General features: G+C 69.5%; 16 protein-coding genes and 1 pseudogene. 5 read left to right on the forward strand and 12 right to left on the reverse strand.

The features are described from left to right. Positions 1 to 132: 132 nt before the first annotated feature. Positions 133 to 1827, reverse strand: coding sequence for an IS1634 family transposase (locus WD794_13080; protein MEX2291244.1), 1695 nt, complete (start codon positions 1825 to 1827; stop codon positions 133 to 135). Between the two features lie 400 nt (positions 1828 to 2227). On the opposite strand from WD794_13080, the gene WD794_13085 reads away from it, so the two are divergent. Beyond that, the gene (locus WD794_13085) at positions 2228 to 2461 is read left to right on the forward strand and encodes a CopG family transcriptional regulator (GenBank protein ID MEX2291245.1); all 234 of its coding nucleotides are present in this window, start codon (positions 2228 to 2230) and stop codon (positions 2459 to 2461) included. Positions 2462 to 3280: 819 nt separating this feature from the next. On the opposite strand, the gene WD794_13090 is transcribed toward WD794_13085, so the two are convergent. The 3 genes and pseudogenes from WD794_13090 to WD794_13100 form a co-directional block, all read right to left on the reverse strand. Next, positions 3281 to 3679 (reverse strand): arsenate reductase ArsC, encoded by a 399-nt coding sequence (locus tag WD794_13090; protein MEX2291246.1) that lies wholly within the window; start codon positions 3677 to 3679, stop codon positions 3281 to 3283. Continuing rightward, positions 3676 to 4736: pseudogene (arsB, locus tag WD794_13095) on the reverse strand (ACR3 family arsenite efflux transporter). Before arsB ends, WD794_13090 begins: the two are co-directional and overlap by 4 nt. 74 nt (positions 4737 to 4810) lie before the next feature. Then, positions 4811 to 5167, reverse strand: a complete 357-nt coding sequence (locus WD794_13100) for an Rv2640c family ArsR-like transcriptional regulator (GenBank protein ID MEX2291247.1) — start codon at positions 5165 to 5167, stop codon at positions 4811 to 4813. Positions 5168 to 5317: 150 nt separating this feature from the next. Between WD794_13100 and WD794_13105 the strand changes: the two genes are divergently transcribed. Further along, positions 5318 to 6673, forward strand: a complete 1356-nt coding sequence (locus tag WD794_13105) for an MFS transporter (GenBank protein MEX2291248.1) — start codon at positions 5318 to 5320, stop codon at positions 6671 to 6673. Here the strand turns inward: WD794_13105 and WD794_13110 are convergent. The 5 genes from WD794_13110 to WD794_13130 form a co-directional block, all read right to left on the reverse strand. Next, on the reverse strand, positions 6651 to 7970 hold the full coding sequence (locus WD794_13110) for a trehalose-6-phosphate synthase (protein ID MEX2291249.1): 1320 nt from the start codon (positions 7968 to 7970) through the stop codon (positions 6651 to 6653). The two genes, WD794_13105 and WD794_13110, sit on opposite strands and share 23 nt — an antisense overlap. 92 nt (positions 7971 to 8062) lie before the next feature. Beyond that, entirely contained in the window at positions 8063 to 8782 is a 720-nt protein-coding gene (locus tag WD794_13115) for a hypothetical protein (protein MEX2291250.1), read from the reverse strand. A gap of 34 nt (positions 8783 to 8816) precedes the next feature. After that, positions 8817 to 9236, reverse strand: coding sequence for a MerR family transcriptional regulator (locus WD794_13120; protein MEX2291251.1), 420 nt, complete (start codon positions 9234 to 9236; stop codon positions 8817 to 8819). Continuing rightward, positions 9233 to 9907: a nucleoside monophosphate kinase gene (locus tag WD794_13125; GenBank protein MEX2291252.1), complete on the reverse strand. Its 675-nt coding sequence runs from the start codon at positions 9905 to 9907 to the stop codon at positions 9233 to 9235. The genes WD794_13120 and WD794_13125 overlap by 4 nt, the downstream gene beginning before the upstream one ends. Further along, positions 9904 to 10152, reverse strand: a complete 249-nt coding sequence (locus tag WD794_13130; GenBank protein ID MEX2291253.1) for a hypothetical protein — start codon at positions 10150 to 10152, stop codon at positions 9904 to 9906. Before WD794_13130 ends, WD794_13125 begins: the two co-directional genes overlap by 4 nt. 273 nt (positions 10153 to 10425) lie before the next feature. On the opposite strand from WD794_13130, the gene WD794_13135 reads away from it, so the two are divergent. From WD794_13135 to WD794_13145, 3 genes are all read left to right on the forward strand, one after another. Continuing rightward, the gene (locus tag WD794_13135) at positions 10426 to 12045 is read left to right on the forward strand and encodes a peptide chain release factor 3 (GenBank protein MEX2291254.1); all 1620 of its coding nucleotides are present in this window, start codon (positions 10426 to 10428) and stop codon (positions 12043 to 12045) included. Between the two features lie 71 nt (positions 12046 to 12116). Next, positions 12117 to 12347, forward strand: a complete 231-nt coding sequence (locus tag WD794_13140) for a hypothetical protein (protein ID MEX2291255.1) — start codon at positions 12117 to 12119, stop codon at positions 12345 to 12347. Between the two features lie 437 nt (positions 12348 to 12784). Then, positions 12785 to 13288, forward strand: a complete 504-nt coding sequence (locus tag WD794_13145) for a GGDEF domain-containing protein (GenBank protein MEX2291256.1) — start codon at positions 12785 to 12787, stop codon at positions 13286 to 13288. Here the strand turns inward: WD794_13145 and WD794_13150 are convergent, their stop codons facing one another. From WD794_13150 to WD794_13160, 3 genes are all read right to left on the reverse strand, one after another. Then, positions 13289 to 14704, reverse strand: coding sequence for a SulP family inorganic anion transporter (locus tag WD794_13150; GenBank protein ID MEX2291257.1), 1416 nt, complete (start codon positions 14702 to 14704; stop codon positions 13289 to 13291). A 317-nt stretch (positions 14705 to 15021) separates the two neighbouring features. Then, positions 15022 to 15858: a universal stress protein gene (locus tag WD794_13155; protein ID MEX2291258.1), complete on the reverse strand. Its 837-nt coding sequence runs from the start codon at positions 15856 to 15858 to the stop codon at positions 15022 to 15024. A 256-nt stretch (positions 15859 to 16114) separates the two neighbouring features. Beyond that, positions 16115 to 16801, reverse strand: coding sequence for a hypothetical protein (locus WD794_13160; GenBank protein MEX2291259.1), 687 nt, complete (start codon positions 16799 to 16801; stop codon positions 16115 to 16117). Positions 16802 to 16876: the final 75 nt, after the last annotated feature.

The raw sequence follows: 16876 nt of genomic DNA on the forward strand, positions 1-16876 counted from the left end.
ACGGTGCCTCCCCCCGGCAAGGTCGTCTGGTTCGAGCTCGCCGGGGCCTGAGCGGGAGTTTCCTGGCTACGGTGATCTTGACTGCTGTTTGTGCAGGTCAGCGGGGGTGCAGCGCTGGGGCGGGTGTAGTACCTAACTGGCTGGGGCGTGGCGGTCGAGGCCGAATAGGTCGAAGAGTTGTTGCTGGGTGGGGGTGCGTTCGGTGAGCATCCGGCGGGCTCGTGGGCGGCCTCCGGTGGAGGGGTAGAGCAGCACGGTTTCCTCGATCCCGGCGAGCTGGTCGAGCAGTTCCCGCACGCTCATGTTCAGGCCTGCGGCGTCGGCTTGGCGGCGCATCAGGTGGACGACGGCGAGGGCGAGCACGCAGTAGAAGGCGTGGACCCGGATCTTGCTGTCGGTCCAGTGGAAAATCGGGGAGAAGCCGACCAGGTGGGGGTCTTTGAGCTGGCGGAAGCCGGCCTCGGCCTCGGATTGGGAGCGGTAGGCGGCGACGACGTCGCTGATCGGCCAGTGTTCGTGGTCGGTGACCAGCAGGCGCTTGCCGAAGATCTCGCTTTCCAGCGCTTGCTGGGCGGCGCGGTCCAGGGTGTAGCTGAGCTGGAAGTCGCCTGGGGTGTCGCCGGTCAGGGTGGCGGTCAGGACGCGGCGGACCCAGCGGGGCCGCAGGATCTTGTTGATCGCGGCTTGCAGCGCGGTGCGGTCGCGGCGGCCGTGGCCGCGGGTCAGGGTCGCGGCGATCTCGTCCAGGGCTCGGGTGGCTTTGCCCAGGGTCTGGGTGAAGCCGCGGGCTTGGGCCTGGTGCAGCGTCGCCGAGTGGGTGCAGATCACCCGGCGGTCAGCGCCCAGGGCGTGCGCGCGGGTGGCGTGTGCGGTCAGTCCGGGGAACCGGTCGGCGTCCACGGTGCGGTAGCGGCGCCGGTCGATGGCGAGCAGGTCGGGGTGCTCGGCCGGTGGCAGGGAGCCGACGTAGTGCAGTCCGGCGTCGGTGAGCTGGGCGAAGTTGCCGGCGGAGTTCTGGCCGGCGTCGAACACCACCGTCAGGCCGGCGGCCTGACCTCCGGCGGCGAGGTAGCGCTCGGCCAGCTCGGCGATCAGGGTGGGGAACTGGGTGACGTCAGGGGCGTTACCGCGGTAGGTGTGGGAAACCACTGGGACGCCGCCGTCGCGGCTGACGACCAGGCCGAGCCCGATCAGCCGCAGGTCGGTGCGTTTCTGCTTGGCGTGCCCGCGCTGCGCGATCGGGGCGCGGGTGTTGGTCGAGTCGATGAAGGTCGCGAAGTTGGTCATGTCCAGCGCCAGGCCGGACAGGTCCAGCCCGAACTCGCTGACCATCCGGGCGGTGATCGCTCGTTCGGCGGTGCGCAGAGCGTTGTCATCCAGGCTGTCCATCGCGTCCCAGAACCGGCGGTGGTCCAGTGCGGCGGCCGGAAGCTTGACCAGCCGGTCTCCCGCGGTGCTGGCCCACCAGTCAGCGAAGCCGCGCTTGGACCGCGGGTCGACCACCCGGTTGGTGACCGCCAGCGCCAGGTAGGTCCCGACGCTGGCCGCGGCATCGGCGCGACGCGCCCCGGCCGCCTCATCGATGATGTCGATGACGCCGAGCCGGTCCAGGATCGCCCACACCGCAGCCAGATCCCCGAACGCCAGGTGCCGGCTACGGGCCGGCTCGATGCCGACCGGACCCGACCCGGCGACCGCCGCCGCGATGTCCTCGGCCTTTCCCAGATAGGTCTGCGACACGACCTTGGGCTTGCCGTCGACCCGGGCCATCTCACGCAGGTAGTAGTACGTCTGCCCGCTGATCTTCTTCCCCACCACATGCGCCACACTTTAGGTCTTACACCAGAAGCGCCAACAGATCGATCACCGACACGGCCGGAATCAGCTACAAGGCAGAAGAAACCGAGGGCACGACCGGCCGAGACGACTCACCTTGATCACTCCAAGGGGGAAACTCCCGCTAGCGGCGGCCGGCGCTACTCATCCTGATCGCCCGGGGCAGGGTCCGGGACGCTGTGGATCACTGCACCGCGAGCCTGGTGACCGGGCGGATGTGTCGCGTAGGGGTGACCCCACCCGCCCCGGTGCAAGCGCAAGGCTTCCGACCAGGAGTCGGCAGATGCCCGCTCAAGCCCCGAGTCGGGTGCTGCTGATGGACGGGCGGCGTTGCCCCGGCCGTCGCCGTCAGGCCCTGTCGTTGCCGCCACTTTCGTTATACGATTTTTACGTGGTGAGCGAAGAGCAGATCCAGCAATGGGCCGACGAGGCCGAGGCGGGATACAGGGTCGACGACCTCAAGGCTCGGGGTCGCGGACGCCCCGGTCGTGGCGCTGAACCGATGCGGGTCGTGGCCGTCCGGCTGACAGCCGAGGAGCTCGAGGCTCTCGACGAGGCCGCCGCCAAAAGGGACATGAGCAGGTCCGAGATGATCCGGGTCGCGCTGGCCCACCTGCCTGCGTGAGCGTTCACACGAGCGCGCTCAAGCACGGCGTCTCCCCAAATGACGTCATCCAGGCAGCGCAGTAGTCGCTGTGGATCGAACCCATTGACGATGACGGCCCTCCGTACCGCGAGCTGCGGCTGCGCTTCGACACCGTCGCCCGGCTCCTGTAAACGGTGGTGCTCGTTCTCATTCTCGAGACGGGCGAGGAATTGGTCATCCACGCGATGCCTGCCCGCAAGAAGTACCTCGACCTTCTGCCTTGAAGACTCGGACTTCTCCTCGGTTCGCCTGTGAGCGCTCCGGACCGCGACTTCCGCTCGTGCCGAAAAGCCAGGGGAGTGTGGGACAGCGTCAGTGGAGACGCGCGCAGACCACCGGGACAGCTCGGCGGCGAGAGCTGCTGCTCCATTGCACTGGTCAGATCCGCACGGCGAGCACGTGACACGGCACTCGTTCTTGGAACCTGATCGCCCGAGCCGTGTCAGGATGTCCACCGGGATTCCCCTGGGCCGGTGCTCTGACCTGGGCCTTTTGCGTCGAGTCGGTCAGCCAAGCCGGGGAGGTGGACCAAGATCGAAAGACGGATTCTGGGGATCGAGAACGGACGCCGCGTGTGTCTTCGCAGGTCAGGCCGGGTGTCTGACTCCAATGTGGCAGGGACATGGCCGCTGAGTTGAGCCCTCAGAGCGCATTGTTCGCTGCGGTTCGCCACGATTCGCTCGCTCGACCACGCCGGATGATCCGCCGGGTTGCGGTGATGGGGACGCGCACTTGTACGGACGCCGAGAGGTCAACGGCGAGCAGCCGCGACCTGGCGTGCTGCCTTGCGGTCGGGCTTCAGCCGATTCTGAAGAGCAGGTCGATCACGCGCTGCTCGATGTCGTCGACGATCCCTCGGACCGTCTTGAGGTCCTGGCCCTTGGGGTCTTGCAGTGTCCAGTCCTCGTAGGTATTGCCCGGGAAGACAGGGCAGCTCTCCCCGCAGCCCATCGTGATGACGACGTCGGCTTCCTGAACGCCGTCGTACGTGAGGAGCCGGGGGTGCTCGCCTGCGGTGCTCAGGCCGCGTTCCTCCAGTACCTGCACGACGACCGGGTTCAATCCGCTGCCGGGCTCGCTGCCGGCGGACCGGACGTGGAGCCGTCCCTGGCCGTGGTGCTCGGCCAGGACCTTCGCGGCCAGGCTCCGCCCGCCGTTGTGGACGCAGGCGAACAGGATCACAGGCTTGTTCGTCATCGCACCGCTCCCAGCGTCTCGGTCTCTGTCTCGGGGTAGAAGCGCCGCCGGCCCCACAGGGCGGCGTAGACCAGCGCGACGAGGACGGGAACCTCGATGAGCGGGCCGACGACGACGGCCAGGGCCTGTCCGCTGGTCACGCCGAACACGCCGATGGACACGGCGATCGCGAGCTCGAAGTTGTTGCCGGCGGCGGTGAAGGACAGCGTGGCGGTGCGGGGGTAGCCCAGACCGAGTCGGTGGCCGAGCAGGAACGACCCGGCGAAGGTGATGGCGAAGTAGACGAGCAGCGGCACGGCGATCCGCACGACGTCGAGCGGCTGGCGGGTGATGGTGTCGCCCTGGAGGGCGAACAGCACCACGATGGTGAACAGCAATCCGTACAGTCGACCGGCCCGATCTTCGGCAGCAGCCGGGTCTCGTACCAGTCCCGACCCTCGGTGCGCTCGCCCAGCAGACGGGTGAGGAACCCGAGCAGCAGCGGGATGCCGAGGAAGACCAGGACGGACGTGGCGATGGTCCAGACGCTCACGTCGAGGGACTCCTGGCCCAGCCCGAGCCAGCCGGGCAGCAGCTCCAGGTAGAAGTAGCCGAGCGCCGCGAACGCGAAGATCTGGAAGATGCTGTTGATCGCGACCAGGACCGCGGCGGCCTCCCTGTCGCCGCACGACAGGTCGTTCCAGATCAGCACCATCGCGATGCACCGCGCGAGCCCCACGATGATCAGCCCGGTGCGGTACTCCGGCAGGTCGGGCAGGAAGATCCACGCCAGGGCGAACATCAACGCAGGAGCGAGCAGCCAGTTGATCACCAGCGAGCTGACGAGCAGCCGGCGGTCCCCGGTGACCGTTCCGAGCTCGCCGTACCGGACCTTCGCCAGCACCGGGTACATCATCAGCAGCAGCCCGATGGCGATCGGCAGACTGACGTCAGCGACCTTGACCGTGTCCAGAGCCTCGTCGAGCCTGCCGAACACCCTTCCCAGAAGCAGGCCAGCGGCCATGGCGGCCATGATCCACACGGGCAGGAAGCGGTCGAGGGTGGACAGCCGGCCCATGACCGGGGTGTCGAGGTCCGTCCCCGCGAGGGGCTTCTCAGCGACGGAGTCGCTCACGTTCAGGTCTCCTCGGGTCAGCAGCAGGCGGGGTCGATCACGCGGCACAGCGCGCCGAGCGCGTCCAGCCGGGCGCGGTAGAAGACGTTCGGACCCTGCCGAATCCCCTCGGCCAGCCCCGCATCCCGGAGCTGCTTGAGGTGGTGGCTGACAGTCGCCTCCGACAGGCCCAGCGCCGGCGCCAGGTCACACGTGCACACGCCCGTCGCGGACTGCGCCAGCAGCATCGACATCATTCGCACGCGTACGGGATCGGCCAAGGCCTTCAGGCGAAGGGCGATACCCAGCGCTTCTGATTCGCCGAGCGGGCCGGAGCTCAGGGTCGCCCCGCATACCGGCTCTCGAACGTCGAGCGCGGGCAGCGTCTTGGGCACCTGTTCATCATGCCACGAATTAGACAGACATCTAATCGGCCTACCTGCCGCCGCAGACGACCGGAAGTCGGCCATGTCGAGATGACCCGGACGCCGCGACTGGAAGGGTCATGCTCCGCAGCTCGCTGGGGCGGCCGTAGGATCGCGACAGTGACGGCGGCGGCGGACCCTTCCGGAGCGTCGGCTCCGGAAGGAGCGGCTCCCGAGGTAGCGGGCATTGCCGTCGAGGGAGCCGAGCTCCGCTCGGGCGCCCGCTCGCCGGACGGCTTCTACGGCTGGCGGATCGTCGCCGCGTCCAGCGCGGCCGTCGTGCTGACGGCGCCGGGACAGACCGCGGCGGTGTCGGCGTTCATCGAGCCGATGCTCGCGGAGCTCAACCTGTCCCGCACGGCCCTGTCGACGGCCTACCTGGTGGGGACGCTGACCGGCGCCTTGGCCATGCCGTTGGTGGGTCGCGCGCTGGACCGTCACGGCGTCCGTCGGACGATGGCGGTGGTCGGAGTGGTGTTCGGGGCGTTCCTCATCGGTCTGTCGACGGTGACCGGCATCGTCGGGGTGACGGCGGGCTTTGTGGGCATCCGCATGGCCGGGCAGGGTGCACTCGGGCTGACGGCGACCACAGCTACCGCTCTCTGGTTCACCCGCCGTCGGGGTGTAGCGGTGGGGACCGTGTCGGCTGTGGGAGCTGCCGGCATCAGCCTCGCGCCGGTCCTGTTGGAGCGTCTCGTGTCGGCGTACGGGTGGCGTGCGGTGTGGGCGGGCGAAGGCCTGCTGGTCTGGCTGACCGTCATCCCCTTGGCCCTGCTGGTGATGAAGGACAGCCCCGAGCAGCTCGGGCAGCGCCCGGACGGGGGGCCCGTAGGCGGGCCGTCCCGAACCGGGGCTGTCCAGATGACGCGTGCCCAGGCGGTGCGTACCGGCTGGTTCTGGCTGGTCACCGCGGCTGTGTCGGTGAGCGGGATGCTCGCGACCGCGGTCGCCTTCCACCAGATCAGCCTGCTCGGTGAGGGGGGACTGTCGATGACGGAGGCGGCGGCGAACTTCCTGCCGCAGACTGCCGCGGCGTTGCTGGCCACCTTCGCCGTTGGCACCCTGGTAGATCGGGTGCCGCCCTCGCTCGCGCTGTCGGGCTGCATGCTCCTGCTCGCCGCCGGCCTGGCGTGGGGAACGGTCGTGCAGCCCGGCGCGTCCGCCATCGGCTTTGGGCTGACCATGGGCGCAGCCGGCGGCAGCGTCCGCACGCTGGAGGCCGCGACGGTGCCGAGGGTGTTCGGGACCGCGCACCTGGGCTCGGTGCGCGGACTGGTGGCTGCGTTCTCCGTCGGTTCGACAGCCTTCGGGCCGGTGCTCTTCGCGGTCGTGCGGGAGGCGACCCGCAGCTACCGGCCCGTGTTGGCCTGCTGTGCGCTGCTCCCGCTGCTGGTAGCCGGAGCCGCTCTTGTCGTCCGGCCACCGGCCGTCCCGGATGTGACCGTCGGCGGTGTCACTGTCCCACCGGGGCACTGATGTCGCCGAGCTGCACCTCGACCCAGCGATGGACGTCGTGCGTGGTCACGCGACGGGCGAGCGCCGTCATCGCGCGGCGACGCGCAGTCTCGGGGATGGTCAGCGCGTGCTCTATCAGCGACGACAGCCCGTCCACATCGAAGGGGTTGCACAGGATGGCGTCTTTGAGCTCGACGGCCGCTCCGGTGAACTCGCTGAGCAGGAGCAGGCCGGAGCAGCCTCGAGCGGACTGGACAGCGACGTACTCCTTGGCGACGAGGTTCATCCCGTCGACCAGCGGCGTCACGAGCATGACGTCGGCGGCGGCGTAGTAGGCCGTCAGTGACGGCGGTGGCAGCGACCGGTAGAGGTAGTGAACGGGAACGTCCTTGCCCGGGCTGGTGAAGCGCCCGTTGATGCGGCCGGTGATCTGCTCGACCTGGCTGCGCAGCTGGCGGTACTCCCGGACGTCGTCACGGCTGGGTACGGCGACCTGCACGAACACGAGCTGGTCGCGCAGGTCGGGCCGCCTCTCGAGGAGTGACTCGAAGGCCAGTAGCCGCTCCAGGATCCCCTTGGTGTAGTCGAGCCGGTCCACCCCGAGCAGCACCTTGCGACCGGAAAATTGCTCGCGCAGCAACGCGATGTCGTCACCGACCCTGTCTGACGTCGCGAGCGAGGCGAACTGGGCGACGTCGATAGAGATCGGCGAGGCCGTGGTGCGCACCTCCCGACCGTCAGGAAGGCGCAGGTCGCCACCCCGGACCTTCACTCCGTCCGCGCCGAGGAGCCGACCACATGCACGGACGAAGTTCTTGCGGTACCGGTCGGTGTAGAAGCTGACGACGTCCGCGCCCAGCGGACCCAGCAGCAGCTCCTTGCGCCACGGCACGCGGGCGAACACGTCCGGCGAGGGCCACGGGGTGTGCAGGAACAGCCCACTGCGCTGCTGCGGCCGTCGCCGCCGCACCAGCTCCGGCACGAGCAGCAGGTGATAGTCGTGCACCCACAGCAGCGCGTCGTCGTTGCGGTCCAGCGCCGCGGCCGCACCGTCGGCGAAGCGCTCGTTTACCCCCTTGTAGGCCGCCCACCATCCACGGTCGAACACCGGCTTCTCGATCGCGTTGTGCAGCAACGGCCACAGCGTTCGGTTGGCGAAGCCGTGGTAGTAATCCCGCACCTGAGCCGCCGTCAGCGTGACCGGCGCCAGTTCGATCGACAGCTCCGGCAGTCGCGACGGCGTGCCCTTCGTGCCACCGTCCCAGCCGACCCACGCGCCGGACCGGGCGCTCATCACCGGACGCAGCGCCGTGACCAGACCACCCGGCGAGAGCTCTCACCCGGCGTGCCCTGCCTGCACCGGCAGGCGATTGGCGACCGCGACGACAGGGCGGCGGCCGTGTGCTCCGCTCACTGCCTCGGCTGAGCAGCGGCGGCGGATCCGCCGCCCATCTCGCGCAGCGTCTGCGGATCGACCGTCGGGAGCTCCTTGGGCAGCACGGCGCCGCCATGTGCGAGCGCGGCTGCGAGGTCACCTGCGTCGCAGACGCGACAGAGCACGATGGTGCCGTAGCCGACGACACTGAGCTGGGTCCCCCGCGAGCGCTCCACCAGGGCCTTCGGTCGCTCGACCAGGTCCTCAGCTCCGCAGGTGGGGCATCGTCGCTTGGCACGACGCGGCCCGTCGTAGCCGCACGTGTGACAGGTCAGCAGGATCGCGCCGCCGTCGCGACGGCCGGTGAGCTCGTCCGCCTCGCCGCACGCAGGGCAGTACACGTCGCGGGCGCTGACCGCAGGCGGCGGCGGAGCACTCGCCGCCACCTGCGAGCTCGTGGGACGGGGAGGCGTGATCTCCGGGATGATCGGCTCCGGCCGCGCCTCCACGGTCTCGGCACGCATCGCGGCGGCTGCGTCGTTGGCCTCCGGCTCGTCGACCCAGCGGATGCGGCCGTCCGGCTCGTTGAACCGCCGTTCGATCGTCAGGACCTCCGCCAGTGGAGCACTGTCGACGGTGACCCACCCTGAGGTCGCTGGAGACTGGAAGCGCACCTCGGCGTCCGCAACCAGCAGCCGCCCGGCCGTCACCGAGCGGGTCGAGCCGTCGACGGCCCGAATGCGGAACATCGTCATCTTCGCTCCTGCTCATCCACTGCGGGAATCGCCTTCACTGGATGCGACGGCGGGCACCTCCACGGGCGCTGCCGCGTTCGGCCAGGCTCTGTGCGAACAGCTCGGCGCTGGCGAGCTGGCTCCGGAGCGCCTCGACGCGCTGATCGGCCAGCTCCCGGTACATCACCAGTCGCTCCCGCAGCGCCGAGCGCTCCGCCGCACGCGTGGTCGGATCATCGAGCTGGTCGACGGTGAGCAGCAGGTCGCGCATCTCCTCGAGCGTGAAGTCGAGCGGCTTCATCCGCTTGACCAGCTCGAGACGCTCGATGTCGGCATCGGTGTACAGCCTGAAGCCACCACTGGTGCGGGCCGACGGCGGGACCAGACCGACCTCTTCGTACCAGCGGATCGTGCGAAGGCTCAGCCCGGTGCGCTCGGCGACGTCGCCGATCTGCACGTGCCCGGACTCGCTCACAGTGGGCTCCTTCCGAACGCCGCGGCCATGCGGCCCGAGGTTACCGATGCGGCCGAGTCGGCCCGACGATCCCGACCGGCCTGTACGGACGACCTCACGACGCCAGCCGCCGGCGCAGGAGCCGTTCCTGCATGTTCCTGATGATCGCGGCGCTCACGACGTCCACGGGGCCGGTCCCGTCGATGAGGACGGCCTTCTGCGCGCGCATACGCGTCGAGCATGGGGACCGTCTGCGAACGGTACACCGCCAGGCGATGCTCGATCACGGTGGCGCTGTCATCCTCGCGACCACGGGCGAGCAGCCGCTGGGTGAGAGCCGCCTCAGGCACGTGGAGTTGGACGACGAGCTCGACGAGGAGCCCGTTCGTCTCGAGCATCCCTTGCATCGCCTCGACCTGCTTGAGGGTGCGCGGGAACCCGTCGAGCACGTATCCGCCTCGGGAGGCGGCCAGCAAGAGAGTCGATCGCAGGATGTCGACGATCACGTCATCCGGCACCAGGTCGCCCCGGGCGACCGCTTTGCGGACAGCAACGCCGGCCGCCGTTCCTGACGCCATGCTCTCCCGCACCAGGTCGCCGCTGGCGATGTGTGGGACACCCAGTTCGTACGCCAGCCGGGCCGCCTGGGTGCCCTTGCCCGCGCCGGGCGCGCCCGCTACGAGAACTCTCATGATCTGCCTTCAAGTCTCTTCGTCCGCGGCAGCCGCATGCGGCTTCGGCGCCGCGGCTTGGCAGGGAACTCCTCGTCGACCGCCGCGTGCGGGCTGGACAACCCCGCTGATGTGCGCACGTCCTCGGCCACCCAGGCATCAACCGCGGGAGCGGGCAGGCGGCGATCGACGGAACGCACCGATGCCCGCGGAAGCGTCAGCACACGCAGCCAGCTGCCGTTCTCACGACGCTCGGCGACGAACACCTGCGAGTCCGAGACGACCCGATCAGCATCGATCGTGCGAACGCCGTCGGACGTGACGAAACGGATCGTCGGAATGCCACACCTCCTCGGCGCTGTCGGATGAACCTACCGTAACGTCAGGGTATGTTGTTCGAGCAGGCCGGAGGAGGAGCCGATGTCAGAACCAGGCCGTGGCAGCGCCGGCGCCTGCGACGAACGCGCGGAGTCACCGCACCCGCTGCCGGCGGACCGTTGGGGGCAACTTGTGGCAACGACCGTGGGGCGCGTCCGCCGGTGACGGCAGCCTCCGACGTTGCCGCCTCGGCAGCGGCTGCCGCCGAGGTGAGGGCGCAGGCCGCCCGGCGCCGGACCTTCGCCGTGATCAGCCACCCCGACGCCGGCAAGTCCACCCTGACGGAGGCGCTCGCGCTGCATGCGCACGTCATCGGCGAAGCCGGGCACATCCACGGCAAGGCCGGGCGCAAGAGCACCGTCTCGGACTGGATGGAGATGGAGAAGGCCCGCGGCATCTCCATCACCTCGGCGGCGCTGCAGTTCTCCTACGGCGACTGCATCATCAACCTGCTGGACACCCCGGGACACGCCGACTTCAGCGAGGACACCTACCGGGTCCTGGCGGCGGTCGACTGCGCCGTCATGCTCCTGGATGCGGCCAAGGGCCTGGAGCCGCAGACGCTGAAGCTGTTCCAGGTCTGTCGCTTCCGCCGCATTCCGATCATCACCGTGGTGAACAAGTGGGACCGTCCGGGGCGCGCGGCACTGGAGCTGATGGACGAGATCAGCGAGCGCATCGGCATCTCCCCGACGCCGCTGACCTGGCCGGTCGGGATCGCCGGGGACTTCCACGGCGTCCTGGACCGCCGCGACGGCACCATGACCTCCTACACACGCACTGCCGGTGGTGCGACGATCGCCCCCGAGGAGCACCTGAGCCCCGCCCAGGCCCTCGCCCGCTACGGCGACGACTGGACCACCGCGGTCGAGGAGAGCGAGCTGCTGTCCGCGACCAGCGCCGACTTCGACGCCGGCAGCTTCCTCTCAGGTGACACGACACCAGTGCTGTTCGCCGCGGCGGTGCTGAACTTCGGTGTGGGACGGCTGCTCGACGAGCTGGTGCGCATCGCACCCAGCGCTGCCGAACGGGACGACGAGCATGAGCGGCCGCGACCGGCCGAGGCGCCGTTCAGCGCCTTCGTGTTCAAGATCCAGGCCGGAATGGATGCGCAGCACCGCGACCGACTGGCGTACGCACGCGTCTGCTCGGGTGTCTTCGAACGAGGGATGGTCGTCACCCACGCGGCGTCCGGCCGGCCGTTCGCGACCAAGTACGCCCAACAGGTCTTCGGCCGGGAGCGCCACACGCTGGACGTCGCCTACCCGGGCGACGTCATCGGTCTGGTCAACGCCGCAGCGCTGCGGGTCGGCGACAGCCTGTACGCCGGCGAGCCGGTCGTCTTCCCCGCGATCCCCAGCTTCGCCCCGGAGCACTTCGCCGTCTGCCGCGCACTCGACAGCGGTCGGTACAAGCAGTTCCGGCGCGGCATCGAGCAGCTCGAGCAGGAAGGCGTCGTGCAGGTCCTGCGCTCCGACCGCCGCGGCGACCAGGCACCGGTGCTCGCTGCCGTCGGTCCGATGCAGTTCGAGGTTGCCGCGCACCGGATGGCGAGTGAGTTCTCCGCGCCGGTCGAGCTCTCGCCGCTCGAGTACAGCCTCGCGCGGCTGACCGACGCAGCCTCCGAACCTGTCCTGAACCGCGAGAGCGGCGTCGAGGTCCTCACCCGCGCCAACGACGGCGCGCTGCTCGCGCTGGTCGCCGGCAAGTGGCGGCTGCAACGACTGGAACGCGACCACCCCGACCTGAAACTCGAACCCCTCATCGCCGGAACGGACTGACCCACACGCACGCCCTGAGTACCTGAACGCCTGATCACACGCCGCACGTTCTCGACCTGACGGAGAGCCACATGACCCATGACACGTACGTGTTCAAGACCAGCCGGATGGAGATCGTCGACGCCATAGGGCACCGCTTCACCGGCGTGGCCAAGACTCGCGCTGAGCTTGTCGAGATCGCCAAGGAGGAGCACGCGTCTACCGAGGTCCTTCTCGCGCTGTCGTCGCTTCTGCCGGAGAAGCGGTACGGCGGGCTTCGTGAGCTCTGGCCCGATCTTCCCGATCTGCCCGTCGAGGCGTAAGAAGGCTGAAGCCGTGAAGACGACATCGCGCGGCCGTCCAGGTGCGGCCGGTGCCGGCATCTTCATGTGATCCGGCTCCGCAGGGGCGGCCCGAAGCGCTACCGCCCGGCCGGGCCGGATCGACCTCAGTGGGAGCAGCATCGCCGTTGGATGGCTGTCCCGAGGCCGTCATCTCGACGGACGCGGCCGGTCGCATTGTGCGCTGGAACGCGGCGAGCACGAAGCTGCTGGGCGCCCAGCCGGCTGACGTTGTCGGTTTTCGCACTGGCCTCGGTGCTCGCGCTGACAGGCCGAGACAGCACCGGCCTGTTCCCCGAGCGCCGGTGGGTGGTGTGCGGGACGGTCCGCATCCCGGTCGAGACCCTCGAGTGGACCGCCGACGACGAAGGAGGCCCGATCACGCACCTGCTGCTTCGGGACTCGATAGGCGGGTCGAGGTGGAGACCGAGGGCGACCGAGCCGCTGCGGTCCTGCGCCGCCAGGCCAGGTTCGATGCCCTCACCGGGCTGGCGAACCGGTACGAGCTGGAGGAGCAGCTCACCCGTGCGCTCGAAGCGCCCGAGCAGGGCCGGGTCGCACTGCTCGTCGCGGACCTCGACGGCTTCAAGCCGATCAACGACAGCTACGGCCATGCCGTCGGCGATGAGGTGCTCGCCGCCGTGGCTCGGCGACTGCGTTCCTGCGTCCGCGACAACGACACCGTTGCCCGGCTGGGTGGGGACGAGTTCGTCATCCTGACGCGGGTCACTGCCGCGGTGGAACCCACTGAGCTCGCCGCGCGCATTCGCAAGGCGCTTCGCGATCCCGTGCAGACCTCTGAGGGGGTGCTGAAGGTCGCGGCCAGCCTGGGCGTCGCCGTGGCTGAGCTCGGCAGCGACGCCTCGGACCTGCTTCGTCAGGCCGATCGTGCGATGTACCGCGTCAAGCTCGCGCAACGCTGATCAGTGCGAGCCGGTGTGCTGGCCGGTGAGCCGGGTGTGCAGCGCCTGGCTCTGGTCGTTCAACCCGACCAGCTCGGCGGTGACTCCACGAGCAGCGAACTTCGCCACCACCGCGTCCAACGTCGCGACAGCGGAACCGTCCCAGACGTGCGCGTTGGTGAGGTCGATGACCACCCTCGGCGTCGGGTCGGCGTAGTCGAAGGAGTGAACGAGCTCGTTGGTGGAGGCGAAGAACAGCTCACCGGTAACCGCGTAGACGCGCTGCCCGCCATCGGGCTCCAGCCCGCTGGTCACCTCGGCCAGGTGCGCGACCTTGCGGGCGAAGAAGATCGCGGCGAGCAGCACGCCGGCCACGACGCCGTAGGCCAGGTTGTGGGTGTAGATGACGATCGCGACGGTGACGACCATCACCGCGGTCTCGCTCTTGGGCGTACGGCGCAGGCTGCGTAGGTGCAGACTCGTCCAGTCGAACGTGGCAACGGCCACAACGAACATCACCGCGACGAGAGCGGCCATCGGGATGATGCCGATGAGGTCACCGAAGACCAGGATGAGTACGAGGAGGAAGAAGCCGGCCGAGAACGTCGACAGTCGGGTGCGACCACCCGACTTGATGTTGATCATCGACTGGCCGATCATCGCGCAGCCGGCCATGCCGCCGAGGAAGCCGGTCGTGACGTTGGCGACGCCCTGGCCGCGGCACTCCTTGTTCTTGTCCGACCCGGTGTCGGTCATGTCGTCCAGGATCTGCGCGGTCAGCAGCGACTCGAGCAGCCCGATGAACGCGAGCGCCACGACGTACGGCGCCACGATCTGCAGCGTCTCGATCGCGAGCGGCACCTGCGGAAGGGCGACCCAGGGCAGCGCGGTGGGGAGCTCGCCGAGGTCGCCGACGCTGGGCACGTCGAGCTTGAAGTAGGCGGCTGCGCCGGTGAGGGCGACGATCGCGACCAGCGGCGCCGGGATCGCCGTGGTGAGCCGGGGGAGGGCGTACATCACGAGCAGGCCAACGGCGACCAGCGCGTAGACGGCAGTGCCGCCGCCGAGGAAGTACGGCATCTGCGCCAGGAAGATCAGAATCGCCAAGGCGTTGACGAAGCCAACCATGACCGTGCGCGGGATGAACCGCATCAGCCGGCCGACGCCGAGCAGCCCGAGTACCACCTGGAAGGCGCCGGTGAGGATCGTCGCGACGAACAAGTACTCCACGCCGTGGTCGCGGACCAGCGGCACCATCACCAGCGCCATCGCACCCGTCGCGGCTGAGATCATCGCTCGGCGGCCGCCGGCGAACGCGATGATCATGCTGATGCTGAAGGAGGCGTACAGCCCGACCTTCGGGTCGACACCGGCGATGATGGAGAACGCGATGGCTTCGGGGATGAGCGCCAGCGCGACGACCAGGCCGGACAGCAGGTTCGGGACCGGGCGGGCAAGCCAGGCGTCGTGGAAACGCTCGCGACGCGACGGTCGGGCAACGGTGCTGACGGTGCGGGGGGTCAAGTGGCTGCCTTCTGGTGCGGGGCAGCAGCTGGCGGATCCGCGACTACGCGCGGGCGTCACCAACTGCAATGCAGGGGCTTGCAGGACAAGATGGGGGAGGTGGCCGCTGGGGCGGCTCGCCCGGCGTGTGGCTACTGAGTGCAACCTACTGTCACGTAAGGGTGTTCCGGTCGCTGCGTGATGTGGCTCTTGACACGTCGCCGAGGGCTCGAGTCGGGGGCAGGCCGCCGCTAGTCCGGGCGGACCACCACGACCGGCCGGGTGGAGTGGCCGGCGACCTGGCTGCTCGTCGAGCCGAGCAGCAGCGAGGCGAAGCCACCTCTTCCGCGGGAGCCGATGACCAGCAGGTCCGCCTCGGCCGCAGCGGCGAGCAGCTCCTGCGACACGTTGCCGTGACGTACCTGCGGCTCGACGATCAGGTCCCCGGACCCGGCAGCCTTGGCAGCGGCGTGCAGCGACGCCGTCCCCGTCTCGTCGTCGCGGCTGCCGACGACGGACAGTGGCACGAGAGTCGCTCCGGTGAACCGGGCGTGAGAGACCGCCCAGGTGAGTGCCCGCAGTGACGCTGCCGACCCGTCGACGCCAACAGCCACCCGCTGAGGCGATCCGGGTGTCGCAGGTGTCGCCTCCGGTATGACCGCGACAGGCCCATGTGCGTGGTGCAGGACAGACGAGGTGACCGACCCTAGGTGCACCACCCTGGACAGCGCCCCGACGCCACGGGTGCCGAGGACGAGCAGGTCCGAGTCCTTCGCTGCGGCGACCAGCACCTCAGGCGGTCGGCCACGCGTGGCTACGCCCTTCGCGTCGACATCGGCCGCCTCGGGGACCCGCTGCACCGCATCGACGACCGCCTTCTGTGCGATCTGCAACTCGGTGAGCTCGAAGTCTGGTGACGTGCTCCGCAACGCTGACCCAACGGAGTAGTACGGGCCGTACGCCGCGATGTCCCACGCACGCACCGCTACCAGCGGCACCCTGCGGCAGGCGGCCTGACGCAGACCCCAGTCGAGAGCCGCCGCTCCGGCAGCTGACTCGCTGACCCCGACCACGATCCCGTGCACCATGTGCGCCTTCCCCTCCGTCCGGCCGCGGTGACAAGACCCCGTCGACGCTACCTGGCAACTCTCCCCTCACGTCAGACCAAGCGCGGCAGGTGCTGACCGGGCGGCTCGGCGATCGCACATGGCCGCCGCCGGCATCGCCACGACGTTGAGCCCCGCGCTCCTGGGCGCGCGAGTCGCCGCGGGACCGCCCTCGACAACAGCGCGTCCTGGCCATGGCAGCGCTCTTGCCGTGCCTCGGTTTCTGTCGTCGCTGGAGCTATGCGTCGATGGGGGCGGCGGCCGCAATCTGTAGCAGGGCGACGAGTGCCTCGGCGACGGCCGCGGGCGGAACGTGGCGCAGGAAGACGGTGTCGGAGAGGGCACGGTGAGCGTCGGCCTGCTGCTCGTCCGACGCCTGCACCGCCAGGAGCGTCTCCGGGGCGTACACGCGGCACTCGGCCAGGAAGTCCATGCCCGTCATCATCGCGAGGCGGTCCCCGGCGAGCAGGACGTCAGGCTGCTCCGCGAGCACCGCGCCGAGGGCCTCCGGTCCGTTGTCGGTGCACGCCAGGACCGCAACGCCAAGCACGCCGAGGTTCAGGGAGAGCTTCTCGGCGAACCAGGGGTGGCGGTGCGCGACGACGGCCGTCGGACCGGGCTGGTGAAACGGCTCGATCTCGGCGTCCAGGCCGCGCGCGCAGCAGCCCTTGATCGCGTCGTGGGTGCGGCGCAGCGCTTCGACTTGCCGCTCGACGTCCATCCGCTCGTCGCGGGAGCGCCCCGGCGCGCGCAGCTGCCGCTCCAGGTCGCGCCGCGCCGCGATCCACGCGTCGACCGCGAGGACCTGCCGGACGATTCTGTCGGTGGGCGACAGGGTGGCGCCGCGCTGGCTTTGCGCCGACCCTGCCGCGCCGGCCGGCTCGGACATGCGGTTGGGGCGGCGGGCGGTCTCGTCGAAGGTCATGCGACGTCCTCTGCGAGAGGGTCAGACCCAGATCCGCGAGTAGGGCGTCGTGGAGGGTCGACACGGATTAATGAT

This window comes from Mycobacteriales bacterium, assembly GCA_040902655.1.
Lineage (GTDB): Bacteria > Actinomycetota > Actinomycetes > Mycobacteriales > SCTD01 > SCTD01.

What these genes read in the sequence shown, in the direction of transcription:
- WD794_13090 (MEX2291246.1), bottom strand. Translation starts at nt 3,679, where the DNA reads ATGACGAACAAGCCTGTGATCCTGTTCGCCTGCGTCCACAACGGCGGG.
- WD794_13115 (MEX2291250.1), bottom strand. Translation starts at nt 8,782, where the DNA reads ATGACGATGTTCCGCATTCGGGCCGTCGACGGCTCGACCCGCTCGGTG.
- WD794_13125 (MEX2291252.1), bottom strand. Translation starts at nt 9,907, where the DNA reads ATGAGAGTTCTCGTAGCGGGCGCGCCCGGCGCGGGCAAGGGCACCCAG.
- WD794_13140 (MEX2291255.1), top strand. Translation starts at nt 12,117, where the DNA reads ATGACCCATGACACGTACGTGTTCAAGACCAGCCGGATGGAGATCGTC.
- WD794_13155 (MEX2291258.1), bottom strand. Translation starts at nt 15,858, where the DNA reads ATGGTGCACGGGATCGTGGTCGGGGTCAGCGAGTCAGCTGCCGGAGCG.
- WD794_13160 (MEX2291259.1), bottom strand. Translation starts at nt 16,801, where the DNA reads ATGACCTTCGACGAGACCGCCCGCCGCCCCAACCGCATGTCCGAGCCG.